At 70.7% G+C, this 15,731-nt stretch carries 15 protein-coding genes; 10 read left to right on the top strand and 5 right to left on the bottom strand.

Annotated elements, in window-relative coordinates; translation table 11 throughout:
- The first annotated feature begins 8 nt into the window (after positions 1–8).
- The 6 genes from HNV26_RS29525 (at position 9) to HNV26_RS29500 (ending at position 8,166) form a co-directional block, all read left to right on the top strand.
- Positions 9–1,670 (top strand): sigma-54-dependent transcriptional regulator, encoded by a 1,662-nt coding sequence (locus HNV26_RS29525; RefSeq protein WP_140862426.1) that lies wholly within the window; start codon positions 9–11, stop codon positions 1,668–1,670.
- Positions 1,671–1,723: 53 nt separating this feature from the next.
- On the top strand, positions 1,724–3,037 hold the full coding sequence (locus tag HNV26_RS29520; RefSeq protein ID WP_171444149.1) for a GNAT family N-acetyltransferase: 1,314 nt from the start codon (positions 1,724–1,726) through the stop codon (positions 3,035–3,037).
- Between the two features lie 113 nt (positions 3,038–3,150).
- Positions 3,151–3,960 (top strand): ActD protein, encoded by an 810-nt coding sequence (locus HNV26_RS29515; protein ID WP_171444148.1) that lies wholly within the window; start codon positions 3,151–3,153, stop codon positions 3,958–3,960.
- A complete protein-coding gene (locus HNV26_RS29510) occupies positions 3,960–6,215 on the top strand; it encodes a caspase family protein (protein ID WP_171444147.1) in 2,256 nt (751 codons plus the stop codon). The genes HNV26_RS29515 and HNV26_RS29510 overlap by 1 nt, the downstream gene beginning before the upstream one ends.
- Positions 6,216–6,351: 136 nt before the next feature.
- Positions 6,352–6,918: a tetratricopeptide repeat protein gene (locus HNV26_RS29505; protein ID WP_141593796.1), complete on the top strand. Its 567-nt coding sequence runs from the start codon at positions 6,352–6,354 to the stop codon at positions 6,916–6,918.
- Between the two features lie 129 nt (positions 6,919–7,047).
- Positions 7,048–8,166 (top strand): 3-deoxy-7-phosphoheptulonate synthase, encoded by a 1,119-nt coding sequence (locus tag HNV26_RS29500; RefSeq protein WP_171444146.1) that lies wholly within the window; start codon positions 7,048–7,050, stop codon positions 8,164–8,166.
- Positions 8,167–8,173: 7 nt separating this feature from the next.
- Here HNV26_RS29500 and pheA read toward each other — a convergent pair whose 3' ends face one another.
- The 5 genes from pheA to HNV26_RS29475 all read right to left on the bottom strand — a co-directional run bounded on the left by pheA (position 8,174) and on the right by HNV26_RS29475 (position 11,348).
- On the bottom strand, positions 8,174–8,995 hold the full coding sequence (gene pheA / locus HNV26_RS29495) for a prephenate dehydratase (protein WP_171444145.1): 822 nt from the start codon (positions 8,993–8,995) through the stop codon (positions 8,174–8,176).
- Entirely contained in the window at positions 8,988–10,127 is a 1,140-nt protein-coding gene (locus tag HNV26_RS29490) for a bifunctional chorismate mutase/prephenate dehydratase (protein WP_171444144.1), read from the bottom strand. The genes pheA and HNV26_RS29490 overlap by 8 nt, the downstream gene beginning before the upstream one ends.
- Positions 10,127–10,582, bottom strand: coding sequence for a GNAT family N-acetyltransferase (locus HNV26_RS29485; RefSeq protein ID WP_171444143.1), 456 nt, complete (start codon positions 10,580–10,582; stop codon positions 10,127–10,129). The genes HNV26_RS29490 and HNV26_RS29485 overlap by 1 nt, the downstream gene beginning before the upstream one ends.
- A gap of 48 nt (positions 10,583–10,630) precedes the next feature.
- On the bottom strand, positions 10,631–11,059 hold the full coding sequence (locus HNV26_RS29480; protein WP_171444142.1) for an EVE domain-containing protein: 429 nt from the start codon (positions 11,057–11,059) through the stop codon (positions 10,631–10,633).
- Between the two features lie 91 nt (positions 11,060–11,150).
- Positions 11,151–11,348, bottom strand: coding sequence for a hypothetical protein (locus HNV26_RS29475; protein ID WP_225888882.1), 198 nt, complete (start codon positions 11,346–11,348; stop codon positions 11,151–11,153).
- 372 nt (positions 11,349–11,720) lie between these two features.
- Here HNV26_RS29475 and HNV26_RS29470 point away from each other — a divergent pair, with 372 nt between their 5' ends.
- Genes HNV26_RS29470 through HNV26_RS29455 form a run of 4 tightly spaced genes read left to right on the top strand, consistent with a single transcriptional unit; the run spans position 11,721 to position 15,700 of the window.
- Complete coding sequence (locus tag HNV26_RS29470; RefSeq protein WP_171444141.1) at positions 11,721–12,293, top strand: polysaccharide biosynthesis/export family protein; 573 nt, start codon at positions 11,721–11,723, stop codon at positions 12,291–12,293.
- 53 nt (positions 12,294–12,346) lie between these two features.
- On the top strand, positions 12,347–13,492 hold the full coding sequence (locus HNV26_RS29465; protein WP_171444140.1) for a porin family protein: 1,146 nt from the start codon (positions 12,347–12,349) through the stop codon (positions 13,490–13,492).
- Positions 13,493–13,506: 14 nt separating this feature from the next.
- Positions 13,507–14,934 (top strand): GumC family protein, encoded by a 1,428-nt coding sequence (locus HNV26_RS29460; protein WP_171444139.1) that lies wholly within the window; start codon positions 13,507–13,509, stop codon positions 14,932–14,934.
- A gap of 28 nt (positions 14,935–14,962) precedes the next feature.
- Positions 14,963–15,700, top strand: a complete 738-nt coding sequence (locus HNV26_RS29455) for a CpsD/CapB family tyrosine-protein kinase (RefSeq protein WP_171444138.1) — start codon at positions 14,963–14,965, stop codon at positions 15,698–15,700.
- Positions 15,701–15,731 lie beyond the last annotated feature (31 nt).

The raw sequence follows: 15,731 nt of genomic DNA, 5'->3' as shown, positions 1-15,731 counted from the left end.
GCGAGGGGATGGACCGGATCGCGGTGCTGGTGGTGGATGACGAAGAGGCGGTGCGCACGTTTCTGTCCGAGCTGCTCGGAAGCGCGGGGTACCAGGTGCGCTGTGCCGCGAGTGGCACCCAGGCGCTGGAGATGCTCTCAGGGGGCTCCTTCGACGCGGTGTTGCTGGACGTGGTGATGCCGGAGATGAGCGGCCTGGAAGTGCTGCGCCGTTACCAGTCCATGGGCGGCGGCGCGCCCGTCATCGTGCTCAGCGCGCTGGCGGGGGCGGACGACGCCGTTCGGGCGATGAAGATGGGCGCCAGCGACTACCTGGCCAAGCCGTTCGGCAACGACGAGCTCCAGGACGCGCTGGCCCGGGCCCTGGGGACGCGGGCGCCGGAGCGTCAGGCCGTGGCGCCCGTCCTGTCCTCGCGCACGGTGATTCCGGTGGTGGATTCGGCGCAGGAGCAGCGCGTCCTCATCTCCACCTCGCCGGCCATGCGCCGCGCGCGCGCGCTGGTGGAGCGCATCGCCGACACGGACGTTCCCGTGTTGCTGCTGGGGGAGTCCGGCACGGGCAAGGAGGTCATCGCGCGGGAGATTCACGCGCGCAGCCAGCGGCGCAACCGTCCGTTCATCAAGGTGAACTGCGCGGCGCTGCCCGGCGAGCTGCTGGAGAGCGAGCTGTTCGGCCACGAGCGCGGCGCCTTCACCGGCGCCACCGCCGAGAAGCCCGGCAAGTTCGAGCTGGCCGACCAGGGCACCATCTTCCTGGACGAGATTGGCGAAATGGCCATCCGCCTCCAGGCCAAGCTGCTCCAGGTGCTCCAGGACGAGGAGTTCTTCCGCGTCGGTGGCAAGAAGAGCGTGCGCGTGGACAGCCGCGTCGTCGTGGCCACCAACCGCGACCTGGAGAAGGAAATCGCGCTGGGCAACTTCCGCGAGGACCTCTTCTATCGCCTCAACGTGGTGGCCATCCGCCTGCCGGCGCTGCGCGAGCGCCGCGAGGACGTGGTTCCGCTGACGGACCACTTCCTCAAGAAGTACGGCCGTGGCTACCTCAGCGGCGTGTCCGAGCTGCCCACGGAGGTGCTGCACGCCTTCGCGGACTACGACTGGCCGGGCAACGTGCGCGAGCTGGAGAACATGGTCCGCCGGCTGTGCGTGCTGAAGGACCCGACGCTGGTGCTCGACGAGCTGCGGGCCGCGGTCCGCGCTCCCGCGAGCGCGCCGTCCCTGCCCACGTCCTACGCGGGTGACGACGGCGGCCCCTTCGGCCGCGCGCACGACGAGGGCTTCCGCACGCCGCCGCCCGCCGTGCAGGTGCTGGAGATGCCGTCGCGCGGCGCCGCCTTCGGGCTGGCGTCCGTCGCGCCGCTGGCTCCGCCCGCGCACGCGCCCATGGTGATGGAGTCCGCGAACGCGGTGGTGCCCGCGCCGCGCTACGTCAACCCCTTCGACGTGCCGCAGCCTCCGCCGCCGCCCGCGCCCACCGGGGAGCTGTCGCTGAAGGACATCGGCAAGCGGGCGGCGATGCTGGCCGAGCGCGAGGCGATCCTCGCCATGCTCCAACGCACCGCGTGGAACAAGCGGCGCGCGGCCACCAAGCTGCGCATCAGCTACAAGGCGCTCCTCTACAAAATCAAGGAGTGCGGCATCATCGACCCGCGCGCGAGCGCGGAGCTGTAGGCGAGCCGTAACCGTCGCTTGCACTGTCCCCGCGGTCTCGCTATCGCGGGGACATGATGCCTCCTCTCGTCCTCCTGGGGTCTGGGTACACGCTCACGCGGCTCGCCGTGGCGGAGGCCCGCGCCGGGCGCGACGTGCTGGCGGCCACACGCGACCCCGCGCGCCGCGCCGAGCTGGAGCGCGCCGGGGCCCGCGTCACCGACCTGGAAGACGCGCTGACGCGCACGGCGGGGGCTCACGTCGTCGTCTCGGTGCCGCCCGACGCGGGGTTGGACACGCGCATCGCCTCGGCGCTGGCCGGCCAGGTTCCAGCGCGGCTCGCCTACTTGTCCTCCACCGGCGTCTATGGCCGCGCGCGGGGCCACGTGGACGAGGACACCCCGGTGGAGCTGTCCACGCCGTCGTCGCGCGAGCGCATCGAGGCGGAGTCGCGCTACCTCCCGCTGGGCGCCATGGTGATGCGCATCGCCGGCATCTACGGGCCCGGGCGCGGCATTCACACGCGCCTGCTGTCGGGGTCGCTCCGGCTGCCCGAAGGCGGCGGCGGACGCATCTCCCGCGTCTACGTCGATGACCTGGTGGAGGCCATTCGCGTGGTGCTGACGCGCGGCGAGCCCGGCGCCCTGTACTGTGTCGCGGATGACCGCGCCGCGCCCACCGAGGAGCCAGTCGCCTGGCTCAGCCAGCGCCTGGGCGTGCCGATGCCGCCCCGCATCCCCCTGGAGCAGCTCAACGAGACAATGAGGGGCGACCGCGACATCTCCAACGCGCGCCTGAAGTCGCTGGGCTGGGCGCCGCGCTACCCGGACTTCATCTCGGGGTACACGGCGCTCCTGAAGGCGGAGGGCCACGGCGCCGGACCGACGCAGTTGGTCATCCGCAGGCTGGTGGCGGAGGACGCGGAGGCGTTCAAGGCGCTGCGGCTGCGGGGGCTGCGGGACAACCCGGAGTCCTTCGCGGCCTCGGTGGAGGAGGACTCGGCGGTGTCCCTGGAGGCCGTGCGCGGCTGGCTGGTGGGGGCGTCCCAGTGTGTCCTGGGCGCCTTCGACGGTGGGCAGCTCGTGGGCGCGCTGGCGCTGAAGCGCGAGTCCCGGGCCCGGCTGGCGCACAAGGCGGTGGTGTGGGGCATGTACGTGGCGCCGGAGGTCCGCTCACGGGGCGTGGGCCGACGGCTGCTGACCGCGCTCATCGACGAGGCGCGGAAGATGGGCGGCCTCAAGTGCCTGCTGCTCGCGGTCTCTGTGGGGAACGCGCCCGCGCACGCGCTGTACCGCTCGCTGGGGTTCCGGACCTATGGCGTGGAGCCCCACGCGCTGAAGGTGGGAGAGACGTTCCTCGACGAGGAGTTGATGGTCCTCACCCTGTGAGCCGAGGCGGGTGACAGAATCTTGCGGGGCCGGTGTTCCAGGAGACGCGCGAGGCCGGAGGCGGCAGGACACGGGAACCGAGGGCTTTTCGCCGCGCTGGAGACGCACTGCGCATGGCCCCTGGCACCCCTGACTGGCTTCTGGAGCGAATCATCCTGCGCGAACTGCCGCCAGAGGCGCTGTCCGCCGCGCGAGCCCGGCTCGAGCGTGAGCCCGGTGGCGCCGCGAGGCTGGCCCGGCTGGAAGCGGACTCCCGCCAGACGCTGGCACGTCATCCGCCCGCCGAAGTCGCCGCCGAGGTGGCCCGGCGCGAGCGCGAGTCCCAGGTCCGCACGGAGACGGCACGGCGCGGCAATTCGCAAGGGTGGCATGGGCTGTCACTCAGCGTCCCCGTGGCCGCCTCGCTGGCGCTGCTCTTCATGTCCGCGCCGGAGGAGCAGGCGGCGCCGTCCGAGTCACCGGTGCCGCTCATCGTGATGCTGGACACCGTGCGCATCAAGGGTGGGCCGCGCCTGCGGGTCCACCGGCAGGGCGCGGGCGAGCCGGAGTTGCTCGGGGAACAGGCCCGGGCGCGCCGCGGTGACGTCCTGCAACTCAGCTACGTGTCGGGTGGAAGCCGCCATGGTGTCGTGGTGTCGGTGGATGGGCGCGGCGCCGTGACGCTGCACCATCCCTCGACGCTGTCGGGAAGCACGGAGCTGGGCCCCGGCGAGGCGGTGCCGCTGGCCCATGCCTACGAGCTCGATGACGCGCCGGACTTCGAGCGCTTCCTCTTCGTCACGTCCGATGCCCCCCTGGAGGTGGCGTCGGTCCTGGAGGCGGCGCGCGCGCTTGCCCGGCGGCCCACCGACGCGCGCACCCTGCCGCTGCCACTTCCGGATACCCTGGGCCAGACGTCCTTCATGTTGGAAAAGGTGCGGTGATGACGCGGTCCCTCCTGTTTTCGCTTCTGCTCGTGCCCGCCCTGGCCGCCGCGGCTCCCTCGGCCTCGGCGCCGCAGGCGTCGGTGCGCCGCTTCGCGCTGCTGGTGGGCGTCAACGACGGGGGCGAGGGACGTGCCCGGCTCCGGTACGCCGTCACGGATGCGCGCTCGTTCGGCGACGTGCTGGAGGAACTCGGAGGGGTGCAGCCGAAGGACAAGCTGCTGCTGATGGAGGGCGACCGCGCGGCGCTGGAGGCCGCCCTGGTCCGCTTCAAGGCGATGCTGGCGGCGGCGTCCACGCCGGGCACGCGCATCGAGGCGCTCGTCTACTATTCGGGCCACTCCGACGAGCAGGGGCTGCTCCTCCAGAAGGACCGCTTCGGCTACCGCGAGCTGCGCAAGGCGCTGGAGTCGCTTCCCGCCGACGTGCGCATCGCCATCCTGGACTCGTGCGCGTCCGGCACGCTGGCTCGCCAGAAGGGCGGAGTGCGGCGGCCGGCCTTCATGGTGGATGCGTCCTCCGCGGTGCGGGGCCATGCCATCCTCACGTCGTCTTCCGAGGACGAGGTGTCCCAGGAGTCCGACCGCATCGGCGGCTCGTTCTTCACCCACAACCTGGTGTCCGGCCTGCGCGGCGCGGCGGACGTCTCAGGGGACGGCCGGGTGACGCTGCACGAGGCCTACCAGTTCGCCTTCCACGAGACGCTGGCCCGTACCGAGGAGACGCGGGCCGGGGCGCAGCACCCCGCGTATGACATCGAGCTGGCGGGCACCGGCGACCTGGTGATGACGGACCTGCGCTCCACCGCCGCGGTGCTCGTCCTGGGGGACCTGGTGGACGGGCGGCTCTACGTCCGTGATTCCCAGGGACGCCTGGTGGTGGAGTTGAAGAAGTACGCGGGCCGCACCACCGAGCTGGGGCTGCAGAAGGGCCGTTACTCGGTGATGCGCAAGGTGCTGGACCAGACCTCGCAGGCGGAGTTCGAGCTGGGGGAGGGCGGCAGGACGGTGCTGGCGGCCTCGGCCTTCCGCGCGGTGCAGGGGGAGCTGACGGCCATGCGCGGCGGTGGGCCCCCGCCGGCGAGTCTCTCGTCGGGGGCCGGTGCCGGCGTGGCGGAGGTCGCAGCGGCGGGCAGCGGGCGCCGCTCGCGCTTCTTCAACGTGGGCCTGTTCCCCGGCCTCCAGACGAATGACCTGATGAACGCCGGCGAGCCCGTGGACAACCATCTCTCCGTGTCCATGGGCATATCCCGCATGGCGCGGCTGGACGGCGTGGCGATGGCGCTGGGCGCGAACGTGGCCACGGACAAGGTGGACGGGTTGCAGATGGCCCTGGGCACCAACGTGGTGCGGGGCGACATGTCGGGCACGCAGCTGGCCGTGGGCGGCAACTGGGCGCACGGAAAGGCGGAGGGCATCCAGGCCGCGATCGGGCTCAACGTGGCGCGGTCCAGCGGCTCGCTCGGACAGCTCGCGGTGGGCGCCAACGTGTCCGGCACGTCGCTGGTGGGGGCGCAGCTGGCCGTGGGCGGCAACTGGACGGCGGGGGACGTCGGCGGTGTGCAGGGCGCGGTGGCGTTCAACCATGTGCGGGACCGGATGACGGGCCTCCAGATGGCCGTGGGCTTGAACTGGGCGGCGGAGGCACGGGGCGCGCAGCTGTCCCTCGTCAATGTGGGCGGTGACGTGAAGGGCGCGCAGGTGGGCATCGTCAACGTGGCGGGGCGGATGAGCGGCCTCCAGCTGGGGCTCGTGAACGTGTCGCGGGAGCTGGAGTCCGGTGTTCCGGTGGGCCTGGTGAGCATCGCGCGCAACGGCCAGTTCCACGTCGAGGCCTTCGGTAATGACTTCAACTACGCCAACACCGCCATCAAGGTGGGCAGCCGCTACCTCTACACGACGCTCGTGTTGGGCATGGGCACGATGGAGGGGGCGCGTGGCCCCAGCCACTGGTCGCTGGGCCTGGGGCTCGGTGCGCACATCCCAATCTCCGAGCGCTTCTTCGTGGACGCGGACGTGGTGACGAACACTCTCTATGGCTGGAACCTGTCCTTCGAAGGCGACCGCCACCTGCACCAGCTCCGGCTGGTGGCGGGGTTCCAGGTGGCGCGGAACCTGGCCATCATCGGTGGGCCCACGCTCAACGTGTTGCATGACTCCAACGGCGAGCCCGTGCCGAACCTGAGCCGTCTGTCGAGCCTGGACGCGGGGAGCGTGCTCCTGTGGCCCGGTGTACAGGTGGGCCTGCGGATCTGAAGTAGGGGCCAATGGCTCCCATCAGCGGGACGAAAGCGCGCCTGGGAATGACGTCTTTTCATGGGGACTTCTCCGGTGAGAGGCTGACCCTCCGGCCCAGGAGCGGGGCCGGTGTCACCCTTGAGCTGGGGGAGAGATGTCCAAGTTGCTGTTCGCGGCCTTCAATGACGGCGTGAGCCTGTCCATGGCGGGCAACCACGAGGCGGCCATCCTCGCATTCGACAAGGTGCTCGCCGTGGACCCCAAGCACGTCCCGGCGCTCACCGCGAAGGGCGCGTCACTGGCCACGCTGGAGCGCTTCGAGGAGGCGCTGCGCTGCTTCGAGCGCGCCATCGAAGTGGACCCCACCGAGGCCGAGGCCCACCGCGACGCGGCCCTCTGCCAGCTGGAGCTGGGGGAGCCGGAGGCCGCCGCGCAGCTGCTCCAGCGCGCCACGCAGCTCAACCCCACGCCGGGCTACCGCGAGTCCGCCGCCGTTCAAATCTACACCCTGGGCAACGCGCTGCTGACGCGGGGCTCCCGTCGCCCGGACAAGGCCCGCTACCGCCAGGCCCGCCACGTCTTCGAACTGGCGCTGACGCTGTCTCCTGGCTCCGCCGAGTGCGCCCGGGCCCTGGCTGACGTGTGGGAGCACCTGGGCGACCCCGCTCAGAGAGATCACTACGCCCAGCTCGCCACCCGGCTCCGCCCCGTGCCGGCCTAGCAGGCGGCCCGCCGGGCCTGGATGGGACGTGGCAAGGTGGCCCGAAGTGTTACATCTGCCGCGGCCTTTTTCCGCTACACTTTACGTAATTCGCGTAAGTCAAGACAACGCCGCCCGGGAGAACAGAAGATGATCGTCATGCTCGAGCCGGACTCGCCTGAGTCCGTGGTGTCCGCCGTCCTCCAGGTTGCTTCCCAGTACAAGGGAGTGACGCCTCGGACGCATGTCATCGGTGGCTCCGAGTACACGATTACGGAGGTCTACCTGCTGGGTTCCACCGCGCAGGTGCCCGTGGAGCCCTTCGAGCAGATTCCCGGCGTGCGGCAGGTGGTGCGCGTGTCGCAGAAGTACCGCGTCATCGGGCGGCACAAGGGCCAGCGGACGTCCGCCGGCTTCGAGTACAACGGGGTCACCTTCGACGAGCGCTCCGTGAATGTGTTCGCCGGCCTGTGCGCCGTGGACAACCCGGAGAACGTGGACACGATGATGGCGGCGCTTGCTCGCTTGGGCATCCGCACCACGCGGATGGGCGCCTACAAGCCCCGCACCAACCCCTACGAGTTCCAGGGCCTGGGCGCCGCCTGCCTGCCCTGGGTGTTCGAGTCAGCGGGCAAGCACGGCATCAAGGTCATCGCGATGGAGGTGACGCACCCGCGTCACATCGACGAGATTCGCGACGCGCTGGAGCGCTCCGGCAACGCCACGGGCGTCATGCTCCAGGTGGGCACGCGCAACGCGCAGAACTTCGAGCTGCTCAAGAGCATTGGCCAGCAGCGTGTCTTCCCGGTGCTCTTCAAGCGCGGCATGGGCATCACCCTGGAGGAGTCGCTCAACGCGTGTGAGTACGTGGCGAGCGAGGGCAACCCGAAGATCATCTTCTGCCTCCGCGGCGTGAAGACGCACCTGGGGGATCCGCACCGCAACATGGTGGACTTCGCCCACGTGCCCGTGGTGCGCCGGCTGACGCGCCTGCCGGTGTGCGTGGACCCGTCGCACGCCATTGGCCAGGCCGCGCCGCCGCCGGACGGACTGCCGGACATCTTCCACGCCATTGGCCAGGGGCTCATCGCGGGCGCGTCCATGGTGCTGGTGGACTTCCACCCGCACCCGGAGGCCGCCCTGTGTGACGGCCCCCAGGCCCTGCGCATGGAGCAGCTCCCCGCGCTGCAGCGCTACGTCCAGCTGGTGCGCTCCGCGTACGAGACGGCCGTGCAGAGCGGCGACGGGCTCCAGGCCACCAGCGCCTGAGCGAGCCTCACGCCACGCCGTAGCTTCCGAGCACCCGCAGGGTGACGCAGGCGGCTTGGGCCGCGGCCACCGCCTCGCGCACCCGCGGGTCCTCCAGCGCGCCGTCCACGTCCAGGCACCACACGTACTCCCAGGCGCGGCGCTGCGGCCGGGACTCCAGCCGCGCCACGTTGAGGCCGCGCGAGGAGAAGGCGCTCATCACGCGGAACAGCGCGCCCGGCCCGTTCTCCACGGTGAAGGCCAGCGCCGTCTTCCGCCGTGTCCACGTCCGTTCGGGCGCGGCCCCCAGGGCGATGAAGCGCGTGAAGTTGTCCGGCGAGTCCTCCACGCCTTCGTCCAGCACGGCCAGGCCGTACAGGTCCGCGGACATGCGGCTGGCGACGGCGGCCGTGTGTGGAGGCTTCTCCTCCGCCACCTTTCGCGCGGCGACGGCGGTGTTCGCCTCCGGCAGCGGTGTGATGCCCCGCCGGCGCAGGTAGCCCGCGCACTGCGCCAGGGCCTGGGGGTGGGAGAGGGCCTGCTGGACGTCGTCCCGTGCCAGGCCCGGAGGGGCCAGCAGGCAGTGGCGGATGCGCAGGGACAGTTCGCCCGACGCCGGCACGTCATGCTCCAGCAGCAGGTCCACCGTCTCCGCCACAGGCCCGCCCAGCGAGCTCTCCACCGGCACGACGCCACCGTGCACGCGGCCTTCGGCCACGGCTTCGAAGACGGCGCGGAAGGTGAGGCAGGGGACGGCCTCCACGTCAGCGCCATGCAGCGCGCGCAGGGCCTCTTCGCCGTAGGCGCCAGGCTCGCCCTGGAAGGCGATGCGACGCGGCGACTCAGGCATGAGGCGCCTCCGCGCGCGCATACGTCCCCAGCACGCGCAGCGACGAGGTGAGCGGACGGATGTCGTCCAGCGCCGCCGTCACCGCCGCGGAGGCGGCGTGGCCCTCCACGTCCAGGTAGAAGCGGTACTGCCACGGCTGCCCCGGGATGGGGCGCGACTCCAGCTTGCTCAGGTTCACGCCGCGCAGGGTGAGCCGCTGGAGCATCTCTCCCAACGTGCCGGGCTTGTGCTCCAGCACCACCAGCAGGGACGTCTTGCACGGAACGCCGGGCGCCAGGGGCGTGGCCTCGCGGCCCACCTCCACGAAGCGCGTGTAGTCGAAGGCCGGCTGCAAATCGCCCGCGAGCACCTCCAGGCCGAAGCGCTGCGCCGCCGTCTCGCTGGCGATGGCCGCCACCGACGCGTCGTTGCGCTCGCGGACCTTCTGCGCCGCGCCGCCGGTGTCCACGTCCGGCACCGCGCGGGCCCAGGGCACCTTCTCCCGGAGGAACGTCTCGCACTGCGCCAGCGCCTGCGGATGGGACAGCACCTCCCGCAGGCCTTCCAGCTTCGCGCCCGGCAGGCCCAGCAGGCGGTGGTCCACCTGGCTGACCAGCTCCGCGGTGATGACCACGCCGCCCTCGGCGAGCAGGTCATACGTCTCGTTCATGCTGCCCGCGGTGGTGTTCTCGATGGGCAGCAGCACCAGGTCCTGCTCGCCGCGGCGGAGCGCCTCCACGGCCTCCCGCGCATGGTCGAAGCCGGACAGCAGCACGCCGCCCGCGCGGCGCCCATAGCGGCGGCGCGCGGCCAGGTGACTGTAGGAGCCCTCCACGCCAGGGTAGGCGACACGCAGGGGCGTGGTGTCCAGGCGGGTGACGAGCTCGTGCTGCCGGGCCACGGACATGTCGATGAAGAGCCGCCAGATGCGCTCCACCTCGTGCGGGTCCAGGCCGTGCTCCGCGGCGCGGGTGCGGATGCGGCGCAGGAGCAGGTCCTCGCGGCGCTGGTCCCGGAAGGGCGCGGCGGCGGCCAGCTTCGCCCGGGCGACGTCGTCCGCCAGCGCCATCCGGCGGCGGAGGGCATCGAGGATTTCCTCATCGATGCGCTCGATGGAGGTCCGGATGAGGTCGAGGTCGGGGAGGGTGGTCATCAGGAGGTTCCGAGGTTGCGCCACATGAGGTGGTGCGGGCCGATGCCGGGCAGGTCGAAGGGCTCGCCTCGCTGCGCGAAGCCCTGCGCGCGGTAGAACCCGGAGGCCGTCATCCGCGCGTTGCACCACACCTGGGAACCGCCCTGCCGCGCCGCATGCTCCATGCAGGCCTTCAGGAGGGCGGCGCCATGGCCGTGCCCACGCAGGGTGGGGTCCACCGCCATGCCTCGCAGGCGCCAGGCCGTGGTGGCGCGCAGCGCGTCCGGCGGCGGCTCCCGGTACAGGGAGGCCACGCCCACCAGGCGGCCCTCCGTATAGACGCCCAGGTGGAGCGTGTCCGCGTCGTCATCTCCGGGATAGACGGCCATCTCCGGAGGCTGGTTGGGACGGAGGATGGCGTGGCGGAGGTCGCGCGTCTCCTGCGCCGGAATCTTGCGGATGTCAGTGGCACTCACGGCGCCGGAGTATGCCTTCGGGGGTGGCGCCCCACCAGCGTCACCGTACTACTTCGGTAGTACTGTCTTCCCCATCTTCAACACCTGCTTGAAGTGCGTGGCGGTGACGGGGGCCACGCTCAGCCGGCCGCGGGTGACGAGCGGAAAATCCTGCAGTGCGGCGGTGGCCTTGATGGTGGCCAGGTCCACCGGCTGCGTGAAGGGGACGACAGGCCCCATGAAGGTGGCGGCCCAGTCCTCATCGGGCACGGTGGAGTCTGGTCCTGGCGGCGTGAGCACCTGGGCCACGCCCACCACGGCCTTGTCCTCGTTGGAGTGGTAGTAGAGACAGAGGTCCCCGGGCTTCATCGCCCGGATGTTGTTGCGTGCCTCGAAGTTGCGTACGCCGGTCCACTCCGTCCTCCCGTCCTTCTCCAACTGGGCGTAGGCGTAGACGGAGGGCTCGCTCTTGATGAGCCAGTACTGTGGCTTGGCCATGGCGGCGCACCTTATGGTCCGCAACCGCGCGCGCCAAATGAAAGAGGCCGGCGCCACGCGCGGGCGCCCGGCCTCTTTCGTTACATCCGGACTACGCCTGCTTCGCGACGCTGGTGGCCGCCGTCGCCGGCGCCTTGTTCGTGAGCAGCGCGCTGCTCGCGTACAACGCCAGGCCCACGACCGCGACGACCGCGGCCTCCATCTGCGTTGCGAAGGCCACACCCATCAGGGTCATGGCCCCCGTGCCCATCGCGAACGACGCCGCCACCGCCCCAGCCGCCTTCCTCATCCGACCATCCCCCGTTCTCGCGAACGCATCACGCGTTGTGGACTTCATTGCCTCGCGCGAACTCCAATCCAAGACGCGTGCCAGCCTCCATCCCCGGGAAATGGGAAGCGGGAGGGGCCGCGGAGGGCAAAGTCGTTCCCTGTTCAGGGCAATGCCTGAAGAAAGCACCAGATGCGACGCGGGTACGATGCCGGAAAAATTTCCTGAACCCCATGGGGGCTCCCAGGAGGGCACTTCGTAACCCACTGCTATCCAAGGGCTTTCCCTCCCTCCAGTACGTGGCACACGCGCTGCTAGGCAACGCCGCCGGAAGCAACGTCCGGCCGCGGTAGGGCCGGGAGCGCGACACACGCTTTTGAGGGAGAGCCGACGATGGGCAAGACGAGCGCGGGGTTCTGGACGGTGTTGGGCGTGATGCTCCTGGGGGGCTGCGCGCACCAGCCGCAGGTGAAGGTGGACAACACGGAGCAGCCCTACCGGATTGGCCGCGAGGACGTGCTGGACATCGCGGTGTGGCGTGACGCGGAGCTGTCCCGGACGCTGCCGGTCCGTCCGGATGGCTACATCTCCATGCCCATGGTGGGCGAGGTCCACGCCGCGGGCAAGACGCCCACGGAGCTGGCCGAATCCCTGAAGGATGCCCTCCAGCCGTACGTGCAGGAGCCGCGCGTGACGGTGATTGTCCGCGAGGTGAACAGCAGCCGCGTGTTCGTCACCGGCGAGGTGGCCCACCCGGGCGCCTATCCGCTGCGCGGCCGCGTGTCGCTGCTGCAGGCCATCGCGCTGGCGGGCGGCTTCACGGACTTCGCCAACTCGGATGGCATCGTGGTCATCCGCACCGACAGCAAGGGCGGACAGATTCCGGTGCGCTACAGCGACCTCATCTCTCCGGATGGCGGACACGAGGTCATGCTCCGGCCGGGTGACACCGTCGTCGTTCCGTGAGGGGGGACGCAGTGGACGTGGGCGGTGGTGGGCGAGCGGGACGGAGGGCGGCGGTGAAAGGCAACTGGAAGAAGTGGCTCCTCGCGGGCCTCATGTTCGGCGCGCCTGCCGCGCAGGCCGCGACGGTATGGGAACCCCGGCTTCGGCTGACGGCCGAGGAGCGGTTCGACGACGACCTGCGACTGGGCGGCGGCGGCGCCGGCCAGTTGATGACGAAGGTGACACCGCGGCTGGGACTGGAGGCGAAGGACGCGCGGCTCACGCTGGACAGCTTCTACGCGGCCGACCTGCTGATGCGGCATGGCTCGGGCAGGACGACGCTGGACCACCGGGGCGGTCTGGAGGCCCGGCACCAGATGACGCGTCGCCTGCGGCTGGACACGGCGATCCGGGTGTTCCGTGTCACGGACCCCAGCTCACTGCCGCGTGACGGCCTGGCGCGCTCCACGCTGCCCACGTTCTTCACGCAGGCGACGCTGGGCGTGACGAACCGCCTGGCGGAGCGGCTGGATGTGCGCACGGGGTACCGCTTCGAGGCGGTGCGCATCATCGACGTGGGGCAGCGCGCGGGGTACGCGCACACGCCTTCCATCGAAGGCTGGTACCGCGCCACGCGCCGGCTCAGCCTGGGCTTGGAGTACCGGTACCAGGGCTTCCTCTATGAGGGGGCGCTGAGCCAGTCGCACGGCGCGGCGCTGGGGTTGCGGTATCGGCTGACGCGGCCTACCACCTTCACCGTCCGGGCGGGCCCCGTGCGGTACCTGGCGCCGGTGGGCCAGCAGGGGGGCTGGGTTCCGCGAGTGAACGTGGAGCTGCAGCGGGAAGGGGAGATGCTCGACGTGGGCGTGTCGATGGGACACGACCTGGTGGGCGCGAACGGCTTCACCAACGCGCTGTGGGCGGACTACGCGTCGGTGATGTTGGCGCGCCGGTTCACCCAGAAGTTCACGCTTTTTGGCGCGGCCAGCTTCTTCCGCAACGGGCAGGCCCCGTCGCTGGACTGGGCCGTGTTCAGAGGCGCGCCGCGGGTGTCGCAGGGCTACGCGGTGAGTGGTGGTGTGGAGTACCGCATTGACCGGCGCCTGTCGGCGCAGGGGGCGGTGGATCGAATCGCTCAGGTTGGGCTGGCGGATTCGGCGAGCGCGGTGGACCTGACGCGCAATGTGTTCGCCGTCCGTCTGGTGGTGACGCCTTGGTAGCTACATCGCGTGGGATGGAGGAGGAGCGGAACATGGAGCGAGGGATGACGGCAGACCAGCTTCTGGGTGCCCTGTGGCGGCGCAAGGCCCTGGTCGGTGCCATCGCAGCAGTGGTCTTCGTGGTGGGCGCAGCCATCGTGATGACCCGGCCGAGCATGTACGAGGCTTCAGTGGTGGTCCGCGTGGAGCCGCAGCGGCCGGGTGAGGAGATGGTGCAGCGCACGGTGAGCGAAATCATCGAGCAGCGGCTGCTCACCGTTCGCCAGGAGCTGCTGGCGCGTCCGGTGCTTCAGAAGGCCATCGAGGAGATGAACCTCTATCCGGACATCGTTTCGGAGAAGGGCATGGAGTCCGCGGTCGCGCAGATGCGAAAGGACCTCACGGTGCGCGTGGAGGGGGAGACGGCCTTCGAGCTGACCTACGCCAACCGCGACCCGCAGGTGGCGGCGCAGGTGGCCAACCGCCTGCCGACCATCTTCTCCGATGAGACGCTGAAGATTCGTCAGGCGCAGGCGGCGCGCGCCACCGACCTCTTCAACGAGGAGATGGTTCAGCTGGGCAAGGCGGTCAGCAACTGGGAGGCGAAGATCTCCCAGTTCAAGGTGGACCACCTGGGCGAGCTGCCCGAGCAGATGGAGATGAACATGCGCAGCCTGGAGCGCGTGTCGCATCAGCTCCAGACGAAGTCGGAGGAGCTGCGTGTCGCCGAGGGCCGCCGCTCCGACCTGGCCCGCGCGCGTAACGCGGTGGACAGCGAGGCCGGCCGGCTCGAGGCCGCGGAGAACGGGCTCACCCGTTCCCTGGTCAACGCTCGCACCACCTGGACGGAGGACCACCCGGAGGTGAAGCGCCTTCAGACGGAGCTGGACGGCATGTCGGCGCGCCGCAAGGAGGCCGAAGGGCGGCTGTGGGCCGAGCGCGCCGAGCGCGCCCGCGTGGCCACGTTGATTGGCAACATCCAGCAGGAGATTCAGGACCTCCAGAAGCAGGCCGAGGCGTACCAGGGCCGGCTGAACAACACCCCGCGCTGGGCGCACGAGCTGGCGGTGATGAACCGCGACTACGAAATCGCGCGCACCAAGTACCAGAGCGTGGTGAGCCGCAAGGTGGAGGCGGAGATCGCGCAGGAGCTGGAGGCCAAGAGCGCCAAGAGCCTGTTCAACGTCATCTCGCCGGCGGGCGTGCCGGCGACCCCGGCCCGGCCGGACCGCATGGCGGGCATGCTCATCGTCTTCCTCCTGGCCCTGGGCCTGGGGGTGCTGACGGGGGCGGTGCTGGAGATGCGCGACGACAGCCTGCGTGATGGCACCGAGGTTCGCCAGCGCCTGACGCTGCCGGTGCTCGCGGTGGTCCCGGAAATGCAAGGCAAGACGGAGCGGCGGATTCTGATGCCGGCTTCGGGGGCTCGAAACAGCGTGTCTAACCCCACGTCGTTGAACTGAGTCGCGCCGGAAAGAACGGAGGACGGACATGGATCAGACGATGGAGCGGGCGGGCAACTTCCTCCCCCGAGTGGATGACAACCCGACGGGCGGCAACGCGGTGGACCGCCGGGTGGTGACGCTGACGGCGCCGGCATCGGCCGCGGCGGAGCAATACCGGAGCCTCTATTACAGGCTCGAGCGGATGCGGGACCTGCGGCCGATGAAGGTCGTCGCGCTCACCTCGGCGATGCCGGGGGAAGGCAAGACGGTGACGAGCGTCAACCTGGCGCTCGCCGCGGCCCGGGCGAACCCGGAGCGCCGCATCCTGCTGGTGGATGCGGACCTGCGCCGGGGCGGCGTGGCGGCCACGCTGGGCATGCGCAACAAGACGGGCCTGGCGGAGCTGCTGGCGGGGGACTGTGAGGTACGGGACGTGGTGCGGCGGTTCAACTCCACGCGCCTGGCCCTCATCCCCGCGGGCGTCACGCCCGAGGACACCGCGCAGGTGCTGGCGAGCGGCCGGATGAAGCAGTTCCTCAAGGCGGTGCGTGAGGGCTTCGACGAGGTCTACGTCGACCTGCCGCCCACGCTGCCCTTCGCGGATGCGGCCATCCTGGGCCATCAGGCGGACGGCGTGCTGATGGTCATCCGCGCCAACGTGACGTCGGGCAAGGCGGTGCACCAGGCGGTGGAGAGCCTGGGCGGCGCGCCCATCGTCGGGTGCGTGCTGAATGGCGCGGAGGTCCACTCGGCGCCGTATCTGAAGAACTACGAGAAGAAGTAGGGGCGGGTGGCTTGGGTTCCGGTTCCCGCCC

Source organism: Myxococcus xanthus, from assembly GCF_013116825.1.
GTDB classification, from domain to species: domain Bacteria; phylum Myxococcota; class Myxococcia; order Myxococcales; family Myxococcaceae; genus Myxococcus; species Myxococcus xanthus_B.
The sequence above is the reverse complement of the archived record's forward strand: the minus strand, read 5'-3'. Positions and strand labels throughout refer to the sequence as shown.